The sequence below is a fragment of the Catellatospora vulcania genome, assembly GCF_009720385.1.
Taxonomy (GTDB): Bacteria; Actinomycetota; Actinomycetes; order Mycobacteriales; family Micromonosporaceae; genus Catellatospora; species Catellatospora vulcania.
Genome location: NZ_ML769309.1, coordinates 54,572 through 72,566, shown reverse-complemented (window position 1 = coordinate 72,566; position 17,995 = coordinate 54,572). Strand labels below are relative to the sequence as shown.

Here is a 17,995-nt window from a genome sequence, read left to right as displayed (position 1 = left end):
GAGTCGAGCCGTGCCGGTACAGTCCGCGCATGTCGTTCCAGACCCCGCCCGGCACCTCGTCCCCGGTCGGCACGGCAGGCGGGGTGGCGGCACTCGTGGATCTGCTCGGCCGCGCGGTCACCGACCGGCGCCTGCGTGGCGCCTTGGGCGACGACTTCGCGTACGTGGCGGGGGTGTGCCCGGAATTGACGTGCACCGACACCAACTGGAACTGACGGCCACCCCCTGCGCCGCCCACCCCACGATCCACCGACTTGCCAGGCAACCGGGCGAATGCCGCCTCAAGATACGCACGGGTGCCCGGCAAGTCGAACGATCTCGGTCGACGCCTGCTACTGGTACGAGACGAAGACCGGGGACGGCTCGATCGCGATGGTCTGCTTCGGCGAGAACGTCGGCTTGTCCTCGTCGTAGAAGTTCTTCCAGCCCCACCAGACCTGGTTCGGCGCCTCGGCGCGTACGTTGTCCCAGGTCGCCATCTTCTCGCTGGCCGAGCCGAAGCCGTCGGCGTGGATGACCACGGCCAGCTCGTCGACGCTGGTGTCGATACCCGTCCGCCCACTGATCATGTCCGTGCGGAACTGGTGCAGCATCAGGATCTTCTGCGGCAGGTGGCGGGAGCGGGTGAGCTCGGCGAGCCACGCCGCCGTCTTGTTGATCTCGTTCGCGCCGACCGAGCCGATCTGCACCATGTGCCGCTGGCCGGCCGCGAGCCGCCATTCGGGGTCGAGGGCGAGGCCGACATGCGGCTGCACGAGCAGTTCCTCGTAGCGCTTGGCCTGGGTGAGGAAGTCGGTGCGGCCGGGCTGCAGGTCCAGCAGGACGTAGATGCCGGCCTTGCCCGCGGCGTCGACCCAGGGGCGCAGGTGATCGACCGTCGACTCGTTGGAGAAGTCGCCGTCGGGCCCCGGGTCGCTGGACGCGACCGTCGTGATGATCTCGAAGGCGGGTACGACCAGGCCCTTGTCGATCGCGGCGTACTGACCGGCGACCTTGCGGGCACGGGCCACTGCGGCGTCGACGCCCTGCTCGCCGAGCGAGCCGAGGCCGGAGTCGCCCGGGTGGCCGTAGAGGGCGATCATGCGGCGGTTGGGGAACACCACCTGGCGGCCACCGGGCAGCAGCGTTCCGGTGGCGGCCGTGGCGATCCGGTTGCGCAGCCGCTCCGCGGGCCCGAAGGCGCTGCCGAGGGCCATCACGTGCGTGGCGGGCCGGCCCGTGAGCGCCTTGATCACCTCGTCGTCGGAGCGGGGGTCGGGATCTTTGAGCACGAGCACCTGGGCCCGGCTCGCCTTGGCGGTGGCCGTCGCCGCCGCGGCGTCCGCCCGGTCGAGGGTCAGCACGATCAGTTTGTCCAGCGGGGCGGCCGCCGCCAGCCGCGGCAGTCCAGAGCCCTGGTAGGGCTTCACTTCCTGGCCTTTGATCGCGTGGTCCTTGGCCCAACCGGTGGCCGCGTCGCCGACCGGGATCAGCGTCTCCGGCGCGAGCCGGCCCAGTTCCTCGCGCACCGCGGCCGCCGTGCCGTCCGCGGCGGCGGTGAGCAGCATGGGAACGCCGAGTTCGACGGCCACGGAGCCGGCGTCGGCCAGGCTCGACTCGTCCTGCTCGCCGACGAGGACGACCGCCGGGGCATGGCTGAACAGCGATCGGCTGGCCTGGACCGCGAGCTCGGCGCCGGTGGCCCCCGCCACGATCGTGGTCAGCTCGGTCGGCATGACCGTGCGGGACGCCTGCCGGGCGTCTGCGTTGAAGGCCGCTGTGCAGCCGCCGCTCAGCAGGACGCAGGCGAGCAGCATGGGACGAAGCCTGGATACGTGCATGGTGCGCCTCACAGAGAACAGCAACCGCCAAAGTGGGACATTATGCCCAAACGGTAACGGTCCAATTACTCTCTGTCCTGCAGATGGACATTTCGCCACGGCCATCGAGATCGCACGACCGACACCGGCGGGACTACTTGTCCATGAGGTCCAGTACGCCGTCGGCGGCCAGGTGGCGGCGGGCTTCGTCGCCGTCATACGTGGCCAGCAGCGCACCCCGGCGGCGGGCCTCGATCACCGCGTGCCCCATGCCGTGGCCGATCTCCACCGCTTCGACGGCGTCGCCCCCCAGCAGCGGTAGCACCACCGTCACCGACTCCGGCCGGCTCACCAGGCCGATCAGCCGCTGCTGCTCGTCAGGGTCCAACTGCCAGTGCGCGGCCAGGAACTGCCCCGCCGGGATGCCGACCAGGCTGGTGCCGTCGTCCTCCTCGACCATGGCGATCAGCTCGGCGACACCCATCCCGGTCAGCCGGGCGTACGCGATCAGTGCGGTCTGGTCGAGCACCACGCGCACCTGCGGATCGGTCGCGATCGCCTCGTCCGGGGCCGTCACCCGCGGCTCGCTCGCCGTGCCTCCAGAGCCTGCACCCGCTCGCGCATCCGCTGCACGCCCTCAGCCGTGACGAGGTAACCGGCCTCGCGCAACATGGCGAGGGTGGCCCGGCGGCGCTCCAGGGTCTGCACGGCTTCGGCGAGGTATCGGGACTGATTGCCCTTGCCCTGGCTCTCGACGATGTCGGCGATGTGCGCCGGCAGATAAACCGTGACCCGGCGACCTGGCGATGTCATACCTTTGAGGCTACATCTGTATGACATGGTCCGGCCAGAGGACACGCTAGCAGCGACCGCCGGTGCGCGACGGGACGCGACGGCGGCGAGGTCCCGCTTCGATTCCCTGGACGTCGATGACGCCGGGCGCGGGTCCAACACCCCGCGAGCGATCACGACGCCTGGACGGCCGCCGTCACCGTGTCGCCTGAGCCGTCGAGGCACATCACCCGGCGCAGCTCGACCCCGCCGCCGGGATCAGCGACCGTCGCGTCGACCACCCATGACGCCGCGCCGGAACCTGAGGTCCAGCGCACCCGCGCGCCGCACAGCTGGTCACCACGCGCCGACAGGGCACTCCACCAGGTCTGGAACGCACGGGTACGCCACACGATCAGCGGTACGTCGCGCGTGCCTGCCTCCCGCCACGACCCGCAGCCCACCAGCCCGAGCGTGGCGGAAACCGTCTGCGGCAGCGTGTCCGCCACCGGGGCCTCGTGCAGGTCGGCGAAGTGCCGCAGATAGCGAACGCTCTGCGCGTGCGGCGGCATGCCCAGCACGACCCGCCCGCTGCCCTCGTACCTGCCGAACTCGACGTTGGTGGTCAGTCCGGGCGTGCCCGGCATCTCACGCGGGACCCAGAACAGGATCGCGTCGACGACCGACATCCACCGGTCCTCCCACAGCTGGTGCACGTAACCCGCCGGCGGACGGTGGCGGTCGCGCGGTTCGGGCACGAACACCACCAGCAGGCCGTCGACCGTCCAGCACTCGGTGATCAGCCGCAACGCCTCGGGACGCCACGACGGCAACTCCGGATCACGTGGCATCGGACCTGCGACGAACACTGACGCCTGCCAGGCGGCGGGTGGCTCCTCGTTCGCGTACACCACGGTGACCTGCGGTGCGGTCACAGGCCGACACCGACCCGCTCGCAGAAACCACGCAGCTCCACCCATCCGGTGCCGCGACGCGCCCGCTCCAGCATGCCCCGCGCGGTCTCCTGCACGATCGGGGACATGCGCACCCGCTGCGGGGCGATGCGCTCGGCCATCAGGAACTGGCGGATCGCGGCCTGGTCCTGGCCGATGTTGGCCAGCGCGCGGGCGACGTCGATGTGGAACCCCGCCTGCCGGGACACGACCGGCACGTCGTTCGGGTCGACCCCGCGCGCGATCTCCACGGCACGTCCCGGATCCGCACCGTCGGCATCCATGTTGACCTGCCAGAACCTGATGTTCGTCGGACCGAAGTTCAATCCCAGAGCCGCGCTCTGCCCGGTCAGCTCGGCGAGCCTCTCCGCCTCGGCGACGGCGCTCGCGGCCCCGCTGACATCGCCCTGCGCGTACCGGGTGAAGGCGGCCACCATCAACAGCTGGCCGAGCATCTCTCGTGCGTCCGGCAGCCCGACGGCGCGCTCGAGGTCTGCCACCGCCCGGTCGGCGATGCGCTGCGCACGCGAATACAGGCCGCATCCCGCCGCGGCGTGCGCCTGGGTCCAGGCGGACAGGCCCATGATCACCGGATCACCTGATGCTGCCGCAGCCTGCCTGCTCCGGTCAGCGATCATGACCGCGCTGGCCGGGTCGCCGAGGTAGCGCACCACGAAGGATGCCGTCTCCTGCGCCAGGACCAGGCCCCGCAGCGCCCGCACGCGGTCCTGGCCGAACGCCGCCGCGTGCAGACCCTTCAACAATTCCGGCAGGACGGTCGAGGCACCCGTGTAATCACACTTGAAGCGCAGACTCTGCACGAGTTCGAGGCGTTGGGTCAGCAGGTCCATCGGGATCGGCTCGGCCAAGGGCGGATCTTCGAGGTCCGCCTCGATGACGGCCTGCATCGTCTGCGCGACTGCGGTGCGCGTGTGCGCGTAGTCCCCCGCCACCAGGCCCGCCGCGCCGGTCAGGTCGGACAGCGAGACCTTCAGCGCTTGTGCGATGTCCGCCAGCTGGAACCTGTTGTCCGCGCTGCGTTGCCCTTTCTCGATGCGCCCCCACTGGGTGTGGGAGATCCCCGCCAGCGCGGCGGCCTGGCGCACCGAGTAGCCGCGAATCTCGCGCAGGCGTCTGATCTTGTCGCCGATCGGCTCTGGTGAAGGACGTTCGGGTGACTTCATCGCATGTCCTACGAGGTAGGCGAGGGGGATCGACTCCAGATTAGAGTCCGTGGTGCCAAATGGTGCCACCCGCAGCGGTGAACCTCAATACCGTGATAGGCGGGCCGGAATGCGCGTCCCGTTCAGCAGGACTTCGCATGGAGCCGGCGCCGGGACGCCCGTGGCTCGCACCCCCGTCCGCCCCGGCACCACCACCCCGAACGGAGGTCGCGCTGTGGCAGCACTGGAGGCGCTCGCCGGAGCGATCGCGGGCGCGGCGCTCGGTGTCCTGGTCGGGGCTTGGTCGGCACGCCGCCGGCACGGGCGCACACCGCCCACCGATGGCGTACCCCTCACCTGGTGTGGCAACTGTGGTCAACCGACCGCAGCCCTGTGCCAGGAACACAAGCGGCAGGCCGCACGTCGCCACGACACCGCCTGACGACACCGCAGGCGCCCCGGAACCAGCACCTGACCAGGCGAAACGATCAGTACGTCCCGGCCTCGGCACTAAACTGGGTGGGTTCGGGTGTCGCCGACGTGCCAGGCACAACGGGCGGTGCGGCACCGACTTCCACGACAGAGGCCGTGATGGCGATGTTGAGGCGTTCTCAGGCGAATGGCACACCGGAAATCGACCATCGCCGGCCCGGTCGACGCCTCGGCACGGCGTCCGGGACACGGCTCGCCGGCGCGGTGGTGCTCCTCGCGAGCTGGTCGTTCGCCGCCGTTTCGCCCAGCGCGGCGCATGCCGCCCCCGCTGCCGCGCAGGCTTGCGCGCCGCCTGCCGCGGGTGCCACGCCGCCACCAGGGGGACCCGCGTTGAAGCAGATCGATCAGGCGTCGCTGCAGGCTGCCGTCGACGCCGCCGCCGAGTCGATGCTGGTCCCCGGGGCCGTGGTGCTGGTCTGCACGCCGCAAGGGTCGTACACCGTGGTGTCCGGGACCATGCAGCGGGGCGTGCAGAAGCCTCCGGCGACGAGCACCCACTTCCGGATCGGCTCGAACACGAAGACGATGACCAGCGCGCTGATCCTGCTGCTGGCCCAGGAGGGCAGGCTCAAGCTCAGCGACCCGATCTCGGCGTACGTCCCCGACGTGCCGAACGGCGCGAACATCACCCTGGAGCAGCTGCTGAAGATGCGCAGCGGGCTGTACAACTACACGAACGCCCCGGAGTTCTCGGCGACCCTCGACGCCGACCCGGCGAAGGTGTGGACGCCGCAGGAGGTGCTCGACATCGCGTTCCAGCACCCGCCGAACTTCGCGCCCGGCGCGGAGTACGAGTACGACAACACCAACTACGCGCTGCTCGGACTGGTCGCGGAGAAGGTGGGCGGGAGCCCGCTGGGCGAGCAGTTCAAGGACAGGCTGTACGGCCCGCTCGGGCTGGACGGGACCCTGCTGCCCGCACCGGAGGACAACACCATCCCGGACCCCGGCTCGCACGGCTACCTCTACGGTGGCTCGGCGCACGCGATGATCGACGCGCCCTACCCGGCGGACATGCAGGCGGCGATGCGCACCGGCTCGCTGGAGCCGATCGACTACACGAACCAGAACCCGTCGTACGCCACCGCCGCGGGTGGGGCGATCTCCACCGCGGAGAACCTCGCCACGTGGATCCGCTCGCTGGTCACCGGGAAGGTCCTGAACGCCGGCATGCAGCAGCAGTGGCTGGACAGCCTCCAGGCCGAGAAGCCGGACGGCGGCGAGCTCGGGCAGAAGTACGGGTACGGCATCACCTACCAGCGCTTGGCGCCGAACGCCTCGCTGTACTACCACGGGGGCGAGATGCCGGGCTTCAACTCGTTCATGGGCCACGACCTGGACAACAACGTGACGATCGTGGTCTGGACCAACCTGACCGTCGACCCGGCCAGCCGCCCCACCGCCAACGCCCTCCTCCCGACGGTCCTCAACCAGATCTACGCCGGGCTCGCCCTGCCGACCATGCCCGCACCGCCCCCGGCTCCCACCCCGACCAGCTGACCCCCCGGCGGGCTCGGACGTGGTGATCGCCGTCTGCGGTCAGAAAGTGCGGTCGAACCACAGTTTCCGACCGCAGACGGCGATCATCTCTACCGGGACTGTTAAGAAGGGCACCTTCCGCTACCTATGGCGATGTGAAGGTGCCCTTCCTTCGTCAGGCGAAGGCTTTGACCTCCAGGAGGCCGAGGGAGGCCGTGCCGGTCGCGGTGAGGGACACGCGCAGTCGAGTGGTGCTGACCGAGGTGAAGTTCACCGTGTTGTAGGCGTTCTTGGTGAGGGTGTACGCGCTCGCGCCGGGGACGTCGACGTAGGCGCTGCCGTTCCAGTACTGGAGTTTCCAGGTGGAGGGCATGTCGATGCCGCCCTCGTCGTCGAAGAAGTAGACCTGCGCCTGCTTCACCGACTGGGCTGAGGACCACTGGACCTCGGCCCACTGGGTGCCCGTCTCCGGCCAGGTGCCCCAGCGGTTGCCCTGGTTGGTGCCGCCGTAGTTGGAGCTGGTCGGCTCGTCACCGTTGTTGATCGCCGCGCAGGCCTCCCACGTGGACGTGTAGGAGCAGACCGGCGTGCCCGACAGGGCGAGGTTGGTCGACACCGGCGGGTCCGGCGGCTGGACGCCGCCCCGATTGAAGATCTTGATCTCGGTGAGGCCGGTCTTCGCCCCGGAGGCGTTGGTCGCCAGCACGCGTACCCGCTGCGCGCTGACCGCCGGGAAGGTGACCAGGTTGTAGTTGGCCCGTGGCGCGGCCGGGGTCTTGACCTGGCTGGCGACGTTCGTCCAGGTGGAGCCGTTGAGGTACTGGATCTGGTACGACGACGGCGCGCGGTAGGTGGCCGACGCGGGACGGCTGTCCTTGAAGTAGAGCCGCACCTCGTTCAGCGTCCGGGCGGTGCCGAAGTTGACCTCGTACCAGTCCTGCGCGTTCGGCGAGCCGCCCGCGCCCCAGAAGGGCTCGTTGATCGGGAAGCCGTCGACCGCGCCGCCGGTGCCCGCACCGGAGCCGCTGTACGACGCCGACACGGTCGAGCCGGTGACCAGGTTGGTCAGGTTGGCGGTCAGGTCGACGCCGGCCTTGGCCATGATGTCGGTCAGCCGGGCGTCGGTCTGCACGACCTGCGTCGGGGCCTGCAGGCTCGGCGCCGAGGTGTTGAAGGCGACGGTGCCGCTGGTGGTCACCGCGCCCGTGGCCGGATCCCAGGTGAACGGGACCAGGCTGTTGACCGTGGCGACGCGGTTGCCGTTGATGAAGATGGAGTAGCCCTGCGGGATGCCCGGGTAGCGGGTCACGCCGTCGGCCGGGTCGTCCCAGACGATCGACAGGTCGGCGTTGCGGTAGCGCAGGTTGTTGATCGCGAAGTGGGTCCAGCCGATGTTGATCGGCGACAGCTCCACCTTGGCGTCATTGCGCGGGCGCAGCCCGGCCACGTCCTCGATCACGGTCCAGTTGCTGGACCCGAGGATGTTGTGGTGGATCCAGGAGCGGTACGTGATCGAGCTGCCGTTCCAGTCGGCCCAGAACTCGTTGGCGTCCGGGTACTGGGTGTTGCCGTTGGGGTACTGCGCCCAGGCGTTCCAGTACAGCAGCTTCTTGTAGTCCTGGGCGTTCATCCACGCGTTCGGGTAGTTGCGCAGCACCGAGGAGTACAGCCGGAACTGCACGGTGGAGTTGATGGTGGAGAAGTTGTTCGAGCCGGGCTGGCCCTGGGCTGCCGCGGCCGCCTTGTCCACCTGGTTGGCCGTGTAGAACGGGAAGATCGGGTACTGCGCCGGGCTGTCGTACAGGCGCAGCGCCTGCTTGTACGTGTCGGTGTTCGGGATCGCGCCGACCGCGAACGGGTAGTAGTTGTTGATCTCCTTCCAGGGGTTGAAGGTCCCGTCGGGGTAGCGGTGCTCGAACAGCTGGCGGCTGGAGTTCCACAGCACGCTGGTGAGCGCGTTCTGGATCCGGGTCGCCAAGGTGCGCATCTCGGCGGCCTTGGCCGTGTTGCCGATCGCGTCGTACGCCTGCGCCGCCGCGAGCGCGCCCGAGTACTGGTAGGCCGACTCGGCGCGGTCCATCCGGCCCGAGCGGTAGTGGAACGACACCGCGTCGGCGTCGTTGCCGGTCAGCGCGCCCCAGTCGTACTCGATGAGCCCGTTGTTGTTGGTGTCGTAGAAGGACAGCTGGCCCTTGACGTCGCCCTCGGCGTACTTGGCGATGTTGCCCGCGATCGCCGGCTGGCCGCCGTAGATCTGGTAGGCCTTCCACGCCGCCTCGGCGATGTACTGGGTGTAGCTGTTGGACCAGTTCTCCGGGTCACCCGGGTTGTCCAGGAAGCGGCCGCCCTTGGAGACCTGCCCGGTCGACAGCACGTTGCCCATCGCGTAGATCGGGTTGCGCAGGTACTTCAGGTCGTCGATGTGCATCGGCTGGGTCAGCACGATCGCGTTGTTGTAGCCCAGCACACCCTCGGTCGACGTCGGGAACTGGAAGGTCTGCCCCGGGATGTCGGCGTCGAGGTTGTTGAAGCGCATCAGCCACCAGCGGTAGTAGATGTTCTTCTTGATCGCCGGCTCGGCGACGTCGATGTAGGGCAGGTTCTGCGCCCACCACAGGTTGTACGCCCGCACGTGGGTCGCGAACGCGGTCGCGTTGCTGTAGCCCGCGTAGGCGTTGTACTCCGTCAGCGACGCCGGGATCTCGTTGGTGACGAAGCCCATGACCACCTTGGCGGTCACGGTCGCGCCCGCGGCGATGGTCACCGAGCGGTTGAGCCCGCCGCTGGAGACGGTGAAGCCGTCACCGGTGATGCGGGGGTACAGCGTGGTCAGATTGTTGTAGGCGTTGACCTGGCCGGTCAGCTCGCTGCCGCTGCCGGAGGTGGCGAACGGCGAGGTCGCCCGCAGCTGCAGCGTGGTGGAGCTGCTGCCGCCGTTGGTGATGGACAGGTTCGTCACGGCGACGTTGTTGTCGGTGATGAACTTGGTCTGGTTGATGGTGATCGAGCCGCTGGTGTGCACGCTCTTCCAGTGGCTGGGCGCCTGCCAGCGCGAGTTCACCTGCTCGGTGAACGTGCCGGGGGTGACCGCGACGGTGTACGCGTTGCTGTTGTTGATGCTCTCCCAGTAGGCGGCCTGCCCGGCGAAGCCGAGCGTGCCCGGGGTGTGCGTCTTGAGGTAGAACGCGCGGCCGCGGGTCATCAGCCAGGTGCCGGCCGGGTCGTTGCCGGGACGGGCCAGCAGCCGGTCCATCCAGAAGTCGGTGCCGGCCGACTCCGCGTTGTAGATGGACTGCATCATGTTGCCGCTGGTGTAGGCGACCGGTGGGGCGGGGATCGCCGGGCCGCTGAACGTGGGGAAGCCGATGGTCTGCGCCGCCATCGCCGGATTGGACGCCTGTACGGCGATCACTCCGGTGGCCAGTACTGCGGACAGGCCGAGTGCCAGGCTTCTGCGCCGGGAGCGCGAAAGCAGTGGCATGGTGTTCACCTCCACAAAGGGGGACGGTGGGAAGGAACGCGGTGAGAGGTCTGGTGAACCCGGCCGCGCCCGCCGGGTAGGCGGTGCGGGCGCGGCCGGGGGTCAAACGGGCTGTTCAGCCCTTCAGCGCGCCGGAGGTGAACCCCCGTACGTAGCTGCGCTGCATGAAGGCGAACAGCAGGAGGCAGGGCACGGCCATGAAGACCACCCCCGCCTCCAGCGCGGCGTAGTCGATGGAGCCGTGGCTGGCGGTGCGCATGTTGACCACGGCGAGAGTCGTCGTGAACTGGTCGGTCGAGTTCAGCAGGATCAGCGGGGCGAAGAACTCGCTCCACGAGGTCAGGAACGCGAACAGGCCGACGGTGATCAGGCCGGGCTTCACCGCGGGCAGCATGATCCGGAGCAGGGTGGAGACGCTGTTGCAGCCGTCGACCTGGGCCGACTCCTCGAGTTCGCGGGGTACCGCCTCGAACGAGTTGCGCATCATGAAGATCGAGAACGGCAGCTGGAACATGATCAGCACCAGGCTCAGGCCGATCAGGCTGTCCTGCAGGCCGATCCAGCCGAGCAGGACGTACAGCGCGATGAGGATGGTCGCGTAGGGCACCATCAGGATCGCCAGGGTGAGCAGGAACAGCAGGTCCCGGCCGGGGAAGCGGAACCGGCCGAAGGCGTACCCGCCCAGCGTCGCCACCAGCAGCGTGCCCGCCACGGTCAGTGCGCTGACGGTGAGGCTGTTGACCACATGGTGCACCCGGATGCCGTTGTCCGAGGTGAACAGCCGGTCGTAGTTCTCCAGCCCGAAGCCGGTGTTGGTGCGCAGCGACGCCCAGCCGCTCCACAGCAGCGGCGACAGGAACAGGATCGCCAGCGCCGTGCCGGTGACGTAGTAGCCCCACCGTCCGGCAAGGGAAGACCTGGTCATGGTTGCCTCTCCTAGGAGCGCCGGCGCAGGACGCCGAGCTGGATGACGTTGAAGACGACGAGCACGGCCAGCAGCGCGACCGAGATGGCGGCGGCGGAGCCGAGGTCGAGGCGGATGAACGCCTCCCGGTAGATCACCATCACCAGCGAGGTGGTGCTGTTGTCCGGGCCGCCGCGGGTGAGAATCCAGAACTGGTCGAACGCCAGCAGCGAACCCGTGATCATCATGGTGAGCACCAGCGCGATCGTCGGGCGCATCAGCGGGATGGTGACCCGGCGGAAGGTCTGCCAGCGGCTCGCGCCGTCGATGCGGGCCGCCTCGTACACCTCCAGCGGGATCGCCTGCAGGCCGGTGAGCAGGATCAGCATGTTGAACCCGGCGAAGCGCCACAGCACCAGCACCATCGCCGAACCCAGCGCGGATTCGGAGCTGCCGCTGGTCCAGGACACGTACCCGTCGATCACGCCGAGCTTGCGGAGCAGGTCGCTGAGTGGGCCGATCTCGTCGGACAGCAGCCCCAGGAACAGCAGCGAGGCGCTGGCGAAGCCGACGGCCATGGGCAGCAGGAACGCGGTGCGCAGGAAGCCGACCCCGCGCCGGCGCTGCTGCACCAGCAGGGCCAGCCCGAACGCGACGACGAACAGCCCCACCGTCATCAGCACCGTGTACTTGACGGTGAACCAGACCGCCGAGGCGACCAGCTCGTTGTCGGCGATGCGGGTGTAGTTGTCCGGCACGTTCATCGTCGGCGCGCCCAGCAGCGGCCACTTGTGCAGCGACATCCAGCCGACCAGCACCAGCGGCACCAGGAAGAACAGGCCGACCATGACCGCAGTGGGCGTCGCGTAGAGGGCCCCGAGCGCGGCGCGGCTGCGGGCGGCGCTGCGCCGGAACCGCTTCGGCGGCCGGGCGGCCTCCGGTGCGGGCAGCGGGCGCGCCTTGCCGCTGCGGGGCGGGGTGAGCGTGGACATCGCGTCTCCGGGTCGGTCGGTCGAGGTGGCCCGGCCGCCGGGGTAGGGCGGCGGCCGGGCCGGGTTCGGGTCAGCCTTGCTGGAGGGACTTGGTGATCGCGGTGTTGCCGTCGGTCAGGGACTTGGCGGCATCACCGAACAGGGCTCCGCGGACCGTCTGCAGCCATGGGCTCTGCGGGTCGTTGAAGGAGGCGTTGAAGTTCTTCGCGTACGGCGTCTTGCCCTTGGCGACCAGGCTGTTGATGAGCACGATGCGCGGGTCGGCCGCGGAGTACTTGTTCGACGCCAGGTCGGTGCGGATCGGCACGCCCTTGTTCTTGGCGATGACCTCGACCTGGGCCTCCTCGGACATCGTCCAGAGCAGGAAGTCCCAGGCCTGGGCGGCCTTGGTGCTGGTGGCGCCGACGCCGATGGCGTCACCGCCGATGAAGGTGGAGTCGCCGCCGTCGGGCCCGCTGATCGGCGCGACGCCCATCTTCACGCCCTTCTCCTCGATGAGGCCCAGCCACACCGACGGCCCGGGGGCGATGCCGATCTTGCCACTCTGCAGCGCGCCGAGCCAGGTCGGACCGGCCTCGTCCTTGGACGCCGGAGCCGCCACGCCCTCGTCGTACAGCGCCCGGTAGATGCCGAACACGTCGGCCATCTCCTTGGAGTCGACCTTGGCGTTCTCGCCCTTGGCGTCGAGCACGTCGCCGCCGGCGCCCCAGACCGAGGGCCAGAAGGTGAACTCGACGCAGCCGCCGCAGTTGCCGCCGAAGTAGGTGCCGTTCACGTCGCCGCCCAGCTTGTCAATCTTGCGGGCGTGCTCGGCGAACTCCTTCAGCGACGTCGGGCCCTTCTCCGGGTCCAGGCCCGCCTTCGTGTACAGGTCCTTGTTGTAGAGCATCACCGACATGTCGACGGTGTGCGGGACGGCGTAGTTCTTGCCGTCCCAGGTGCCGGCGTTGAGGTGTCCGGGCGACACCTTGTCCTTCAGGCCGCTGGCCGCCAGGCGCTCGGTCAGGTCGGTCCACAGGCCCTGCGAGGCGTACTGCGCCGCGAAGACGACGTCCGCGCCGAACAGGTCGGGCAGCGCCTTCGCGCCCGCCGCGGAGGCCAGCTTCGCCGGGTACTCCTCGTTCGGGTACGAGGTGACGGTCACCTTGTTCTTGTGCGTCTTGTTGTACGCCTCGGCGTACGCCTTGGACACCGACTCGGTGGCCGCACGGGTCCACAGCGTCAGCTGCGCGCCGTCGTCGACACCGGCGGTGCCCGACGCGCCGGGAGCCTCCGGGTCGTCTGCGCCGCACGCGGCGACGGCGGTCACCAGCAGGGCCGCCGCCGTGACGGCCAGCGCCCGAAGTCCTCTAGATCTCACAATCTCTCCTTCCATCGGTATGTGGATGAGCGGGTGGAGCCGGAACCCGGGAAGTCGCCCGGTGCGCCGAGGGAGCGGTGGCGAACCGGGACGAGCCGTGTCCCCATGTGCGGTGGTGCCTTCGTTACGTGGTGCGTCAGTGGTGGATCAGGTGGTGGGCAGCCAGACCCGCATGGTGGAGGGTCCGCCGCGCGCCCAGCGGTGGTACGGAACCAGTGGCACGTCCAAGGTGGTGCGCTGCCCGACGGGTCCGGCGTCGGCGTACGGCCACGGCCGTTCCGGCAGCTCCTCGGTCAGCCCGCGGACCGTCACCCCGCCGTCGGCGGCCGGGTCGGTGCCCGCGTCGACCCGCAGGCTGTCCAGGTCCAGGACGCCGCCGACCGACTCCGCGCACAGCACGACCGGCCCCTGCTCCACCGCCACGCAGCCTCTGACCGCGTCGATGCGCGGGTCGGGGCGGGTGAACCGGGGCCGCATCGGCAGCGCGAGCACGATCCGGTCGCCGACGGCGAAGTCCCGCTGCAGCACGGCCCGGTCGCCCGAGGTCGGCTGCGGCTCGCCGTTGACGGTGACCGTCGCACCGGCGGCCCAGGAGGGCAGCCGGAGCGCGAGCGTCCACGGGCCGGGTTCGGCCGCGGTCACCTCGATGCCGACAGTCCCCTCGTCGGGGTAGCCGGTGCGCATCCGCAGCCCGACCCGCCGCCCGTCGGCCAGCGTCGTGTCGAGGTCGGCGTCGGCGTACTGGTGCACGCGCAGCCCGTCGTCGTCGGCCGAGGCCACGTACGTGGACAGGCTGGCCAGCAGCCGGGCCGTGTTGGCCAGGCAGCAGGACACCTCGAACCACGGCGCGCGCGGGCCGCCGCCGAAGCCGAGCTGCTCCACGTCACCGGGCAGCACCGGGGTCAGCGACCGCTGGTGCAGCGTGTGGGCGTAGAAGAAGGACCGGCCGTCGTCGCCGATCGCGGTGGCCACGACGTTGTAGAGGATGCGCTCGATGACGTCGGCGTAGTGCTCGCGGCCGGTGGCCAGCATCAGCCGCCACGCCACCATGATCGCCGCGATGCCGGCGCAGGTCTCCGAGTACGCCCGGTCGGCCGGCAGCACGAAGTCGTCGCTGAACGCCTCGTCGAGGTGCCGCGAGCCCATCCCGCCGGTCAGGTACGTGCGCCGGGCCAGGGTCCGGTCGAACTGTGCCGCGACCGTCTCCAGCAGCTCGTCGTCCCCGGTCTCCACGGCCAGGTCGACGACCCCCGCCGCGAGGTAGAGCGCCCGCACGGCGTGACCGCGCAGCACCTTCGCCTCGCGGACCGGGATGTCGTCGCTGAAGTACGCCCAGCCGAACTCGTGCCGGGGCAGGGTCCGCCGGCCGCGCCGGGCCACGAACAGCGCCGCCTGGTCCAGGTAGCGCTGCTCCCCCGTCGCCCGGAACAGCTCCACGAGGCCCGGCTCGATCTCCGGGTGCCCGCAGACCGCGTCGCGGCCGGCCGGCCCGAACTCCTCGCAGACGTGGTCGGCGACCCGCCGCGCCACGTTCAGCAGCGCGTCGTCGCCGCTGGTGCGGGCCCGCGCCACCGACGCCTGGAGCAGGTGCCCGGCGCAGTAGAGCTCGTGCCCCCAGGCCAGGTCGCCGTAGCGGGCGCGCTGGCCGGACCGGCCGAACGCCGTGTGCAGGTAGCCGTCTTCGGCCTGCGCGCTCGCGATCATCGCGGTCAGCTCGGCGATCTCGGCGTCGCGGGCCGGGTCGGCCTGCCGGCCGGTCTCCCATGACATCGCCTCGATCAGCTTGTACACCTCGGAGTCGGAGAACTCGCGACCGCGCCGCTCGGCGCTGCCCCGGCCCACTTCAGCGGTGAAGTTGCCGGTCCAGCCGAGCTTGTCCATCCATTCGCGACCATGGTCGAGCGTCGCCCGCCCGTTGGTCGCCTGCCGCTGCGCCCAGAAGCCCCCCGTGATCCGGACCTCGCTCAGGCCCAGCGGTCGCAGGACTCCTCGCGACGGCACCACGGGCCGACCTCCGGTGAGGTCGGCGGTTCGCGCCGCCACCGTCATCTCCGCCTCCAACAAGCTCTCGTGACCGCGGTCACTTCCACGTTGGAGCAACCATGGATGCCGAAAACCTTTTCGGCAAGATGGCCGTCGTGTCACATCTCGATAACGTGGCCAGGGCTATGCACAGCAACGGTTCCGTGCGTAAGCTCCGACACGTTGTCGAAAAACGAGCGAAAGGCTTTCCATGGGCAGGCGGCGATCGACGTCGGTGACCCTCACCGACGTGGCACGGCTGGCGGGGGTGTCCGTGGCGACCGCGTCCAAGGCCCTCAACGCGCGCGGCGAGGTCGCACCCGACACCCGGCTGCGCGTGCTGCAGGCCGCCAACCAGCTCAGCTTCCAGCCCAACGTGCTGGCCCGTGGGCTGATCTCCGGGCGCACCCGCACCATCGGCCTGCTCACCGACGAACTCGGCGGCCGGTTCTCCATCCCGATCCTGCTCGGCGCCGAGAACGCGCTCGGCAACGAGCAGATGTCGGTGCTGCTGTGCGACGCCCGCGGTGACGCGATCCGCCGCCAGCACTACATCCGGACCCTGCTCGCGCGGCAGGTCGACGGGTTCATCATCCTCGGCGACAGCAACGATCTGCGTCCGTCACTGAGCCGCGATATCCCGGTGCCGGTCGTGTACGTGTACGGCCAGTCCACCGACCCGGCCGACCTCAGCGTGCTCGCCGACGACGAGGGCGGTGGGCGGCTGGCCATGGAGCACCTGGTCAGTCTGCGGCGGCGCAACATCGCGCACATCACGGGGCCGCAGAGCTACCGCGCCGCCCGGGATCGGGTCACCGGACTTCAGGCCGTGCTGGCCGAGTCCGGGTTGGCGCTGGTCGGCGGCGAGCCGCTGTACGGCGAGTGGTCGCAGCGCTGGGGACGGCACGCCGCCCGGATGCTGATCACCGCGCATCCCGAGATCGACGCGATCTTCTGCGGCAACGACCAGATCGCCGCCGGGGCAGCCCAGGCGCTGCAGGAGCACGGCTGCCGGGTGCCCGACGACGTCGCCATCATCGGTTACGACAACTGGGAGGAGATGGCCGCCGACTGCCGGCCGCCGCTGACCACCGTCGACCTGAACCTGGAGCAGCTCGGCGCGACCGCCGTCATGCACCTGTTCGCCGCCCTCGACGGCACCCCGTCGTCCGGCGTCATCCGCCAGCCCTGCCGCCTCGTCGTGCGCGAATCCACCGGCCCCCTCCCCCAACAGGCCTGACGACCGCCCGTCGCCGCAGCTTCAGGGAAACTGCACCAATCCTCGCCTCCGACCGTGCAGTTTCCCTGAAACTGCAACAGGCACCGGAGGCGCCCGGTTCAGGCGGATGCTCGGCGGCGGCGTATGCGGGCGGCCGCGAGCACCAGGAACACGGCGCCGGTGGCTACGGCGGCCGTGGTGACCCACTCGTCGTGGATCCGCCACCAGGCGAGGACCGGCTCTGTGCTCTGCCGCTCCGCGGCGGCGCAGGCCATCCTCGCCCAGCCGTCACCCGACCGGACCAGGTAGAGGCGGTAGCGATGTCCTTCGTTCAGCGGCGACAGGCACGGATTGCCACGCGGATCGGCGAGCGAGATCTCCTTCCCGGCTTGTCCTTTGACGACCTCCGCCACTCGCACGGTCGCCGACTCCGAGAAGATCGAGTCGAGATCGCTGACCACCCCGACCACCACAAGATCGGCCCGCTGGAGCTTCTCCGCGTCGGTGAGCGGCACGCACGGCGCACACGCTCCCGCCGGCACCGCGAGCAGCAGCACGCCCAGCACACCGAACACCACGAGCAGCAGTCGTCGCATGCGGCCTTCGACGCCTCCCAGCCGGAGTGGGTTCCTTCAGCAGCACGGCCGTCGTCGAGTCAGGACCGCGGAAGTCGTACGGTCGGAGCCACGGCGTCGGCGGGGCCGACCATCACGACGAGCGGCGCACCGAAGGCATTCGCCCGATCAGCAGATGTCGACGCTGTCCTGCACGGAGGTGTCACCCTGCACGCTCGCGATCACCGATCCGGTGTAGCCGGGACTGCAGCGATCCGGCACCGTGATCTTCTTCGTGACGGTGTTGCCGCCGGTGCCGGTGAACGTGAAGTTCCGCTGCACGTCGCCCGATCCCGCGAAGAAGAAGATCACCTCGATGGTCTCGCTGCCGTACCCCGTGGCCGTCACCTTGATCGTCGCCACGACGTTGCCACCGGACTTCACGGCGGTCACCGTGATCTTCTTCAGCACCAGCTTGGGCTTGGGTGACGGTTTCGGAGCCCGCGACGGACTCGGCTTGGCCGTCGGCGACGGGACCACCGGGCTGGGGCTGGCCACGGCGGAGGCGCCGGGAGTGACGGATGCGGGCGCGCTTTGCGTCACCGCGACGAAAGCAGGTGGTTCCACCGCAGGTGACGTGGTGTCGGCAGAGAAGCCGCCCGCGTACGCGGTGATCCCGGCCGCCAGTGCCAGACATGCGACGACAGCACCGGCGACGACGATGCCGCGCGTACGTGCCGGCCGGCGTGGCAACGGCGACGGCGCCTGCTCTCCCAAGGTCATCGCGGCAGGCTACCAGCCGAGCA

At 69.8% G+C, this 17,995-nt stretch carries 15 protein-coding genes; 3 read left to right on the top strand and 12 right to left on the bottom strand.

All coding sequences use genetic code 11. The features are described from left to right. Positions 1-29: 29 nt before the first annotated feature. Positions 30-215: a hypothetical protein gene (locus tag F6W97_RS17240; RefSeq protein ID WP_155371375.1), complete on the top strand. Its 186-nt coding sequence runs from the start codon at positions 30-32 to the stop codon at positions 213-215. A 117-nt stretch (positions 216-332) separates the two neighbouring features. On the opposite strand, the gene F6W97_RS17235 is transcribed toward F6W97_RS17240, so the two are convergent. The 5 genes from F6W97_RS17235 to F6W97_RS17215 form a co-directional block, all read right to left on the bottom strand. Beyond that, positions 333-1,796, bottom strand: a complete 1,464-nt coding sequence (locus tag F6W97_RS17235) for a hypothetical protein (RefSeq protein ID WP_155371374.1) — start codon at positions 1,794-1,796, stop codon at positions 333-335. A 157-nt stretch (positions 1,797-1,953) separates the two neighbouring features. Beyond that, positions 1,954-2,376 (bottom strand): hypothetical protein, encoded by a 423-nt coding sequence (locus tag F6W97_RS17230; RefSeq protein ID WP_155371373.1) that lies wholly within the window; start codon positions 2,374-2,376, stop codon positions 1,954-1,956. Beyond that, positions 2,373-2,612, bottom strand: coding sequence for a hypothetical protein (locus F6W97_RS17225; RefSeq protein ID WP_155371372.1), 240 nt, complete (start codon positions 2,610-2,612; stop codon positions 2,373-2,375). Before F6W97_RS17225 ends, F6W97_RS17230 begins: the two co-directional genes overlap by 4 nt. Positions 2,613-2,764: 152 nt before the next feature. Next, positions 2,765-3,505 carry a TIR domain-containing protein gene (locus tag F6W97_RS17220; protein WP_196279192.1) on the bottom strand — a complete coding sequence of 247 codons (741 nt, stop codon included), beginning with the start codon at positions 3,503-3,505 and terminating at the stop codon, positions 2,765-2,767. Further along, positions 3,502-4,707 (bottom strand): helix-turn-helix domain-containing protein, encoded by a 1,206-nt coding sequence (locus tag F6W97_RS17215; protein ID WP_155371371.1) that lies wholly within the window; start codon positions 4,705-4,707, stop codon positions 3,502-3,504. Before F6W97_RS17215 ends, F6W97_RS17220 begins: the two co-directional genes overlap by 4 nt. An 801-nt stretch (positions 4,708-5,508) precedes the next feature. On the opposite strand from F6W97_RS17215, the gene F6W97_RS17210 reads away from it, so the two are divergent. After that, positions 5,509-6,678, top strand: a complete 1,170-nt coding sequence (locus F6W97_RS17210; RefSeq protein ID WP_230686754.1) for a serine hydrolase domain-containing protein — start codon at positions 5,509-5,511, stop codon at positions 6,676-6,678. Between the two features lie 154 nt (positions 6,679-6,832). Here the strand turns inward: F6W97_RS17210 and F6W97_RS17205 are convergent, their stop codons facing one another. The 5 genes from F6W97_RS17205 to F6W97_RS17185 form a co-directional block, all read right to left on the bottom strand. Beyond that, positions 6,833-10,138 (bottom strand): discoidin domain-containing protein, encoded by a 3,306-nt coding sequence (locus F6W97_RS17205; RefSeq protein WP_230686753.1) that lies wholly within the window; start codon positions 10,136-10,138, stop codon positions 6,833-6,835. A gap of 115 nt (positions 10,139-10,253) precedes the next feature. After that, positions 10,254-11,063, bottom strand: coding sequence for a carbohydrate ABC transporter permease (locus F6W97_RS17200; protein ID WP_155371369.1), 810 nt, complete (start codon positions 11,061-11,063; stop codon positions 10,254-10,256). Positions 11,064-11,074: 11 nt separating this feature from the next. Further along, positions 11,075-12,034 carry a carbohydrate ABC transporter permease gene (locus F6W97_RS17195; RefSeq protein WP_155371368.1) on the bottom strand — a complete coding sequence of 320 codons (960 nt, stop codon included), beginning with the start codon at positions 12,032-12,034 and terminating at the stop codon, positions 11,075-11,077. Positions 12,035-12,104: 70 nt separating this feature from the next. Further along, entirely contained in the window at positions 12,105-13,394 is a 1,290-nt protein-coding gene (locus tag F6W97_RS17190; protein ID WP_230686752.1) for an ABC transporter substrate-binding protein, read from the bottom strand. A 147-nt stretch (positions 13,395-13,541) separates the two neighbouring features. After that, positions 13,542-15,437, bottom strand: a complete 1,896-nt coding sequence (locus F6W97_RS17185; RefSeq protein WP_230686751.1) for a glycoside hydrolase family 127 protein — start codon at positions 15,435-15,437, stop codon at positions 13,542-13,544. Positions 15,438-15,627: 190 nt separating this feature from the next. On the opposite strand from F6W97_RS17185, the gene F6W97_RS17180 reads away from it, so the two are divergent. Further along, positions 15,628-16,656, top strand: coding sequence for a LacI family DNA-binding transcriptional regulator (locus F6W97_RS17180; RefSeq protein WP_155371365.1), 1,029 nt, complete (start codon positions 15,628-15,630; stop codon positions 16,654-16,656). Between the two features lie 98 nt (positions 16,657-16,754). Here F6W97_RS17180 and F6W97_RS17175 read toward each other — a convergent pair whose 3' ends face one another. Further along, positions 16,755-17,231 (bottom strand): hypothetical protein, encoded by a 477-nt coding sequence (locus F6W97_RS17175; RefSeq protein ID WP_155371364.1) that lies wholly within the window; start codon positions 17,229-17,231, stop codon positions 16,755-16,757. Positions 17,232-17,378: 147 nt separating this feature from the next. After that, positions 17,379-17,972: a hypothetical protein gene (locus F6W97_RS17170; protein WP_155371363.1), complete on the bottom strand. Its 594-nt coding sequence runs from the start codon at positions 17,970-17,972 to the stop codon at positions 17,379-17,381. Positions 17,973-17,995: the final 23 nt, after the last annotated feature.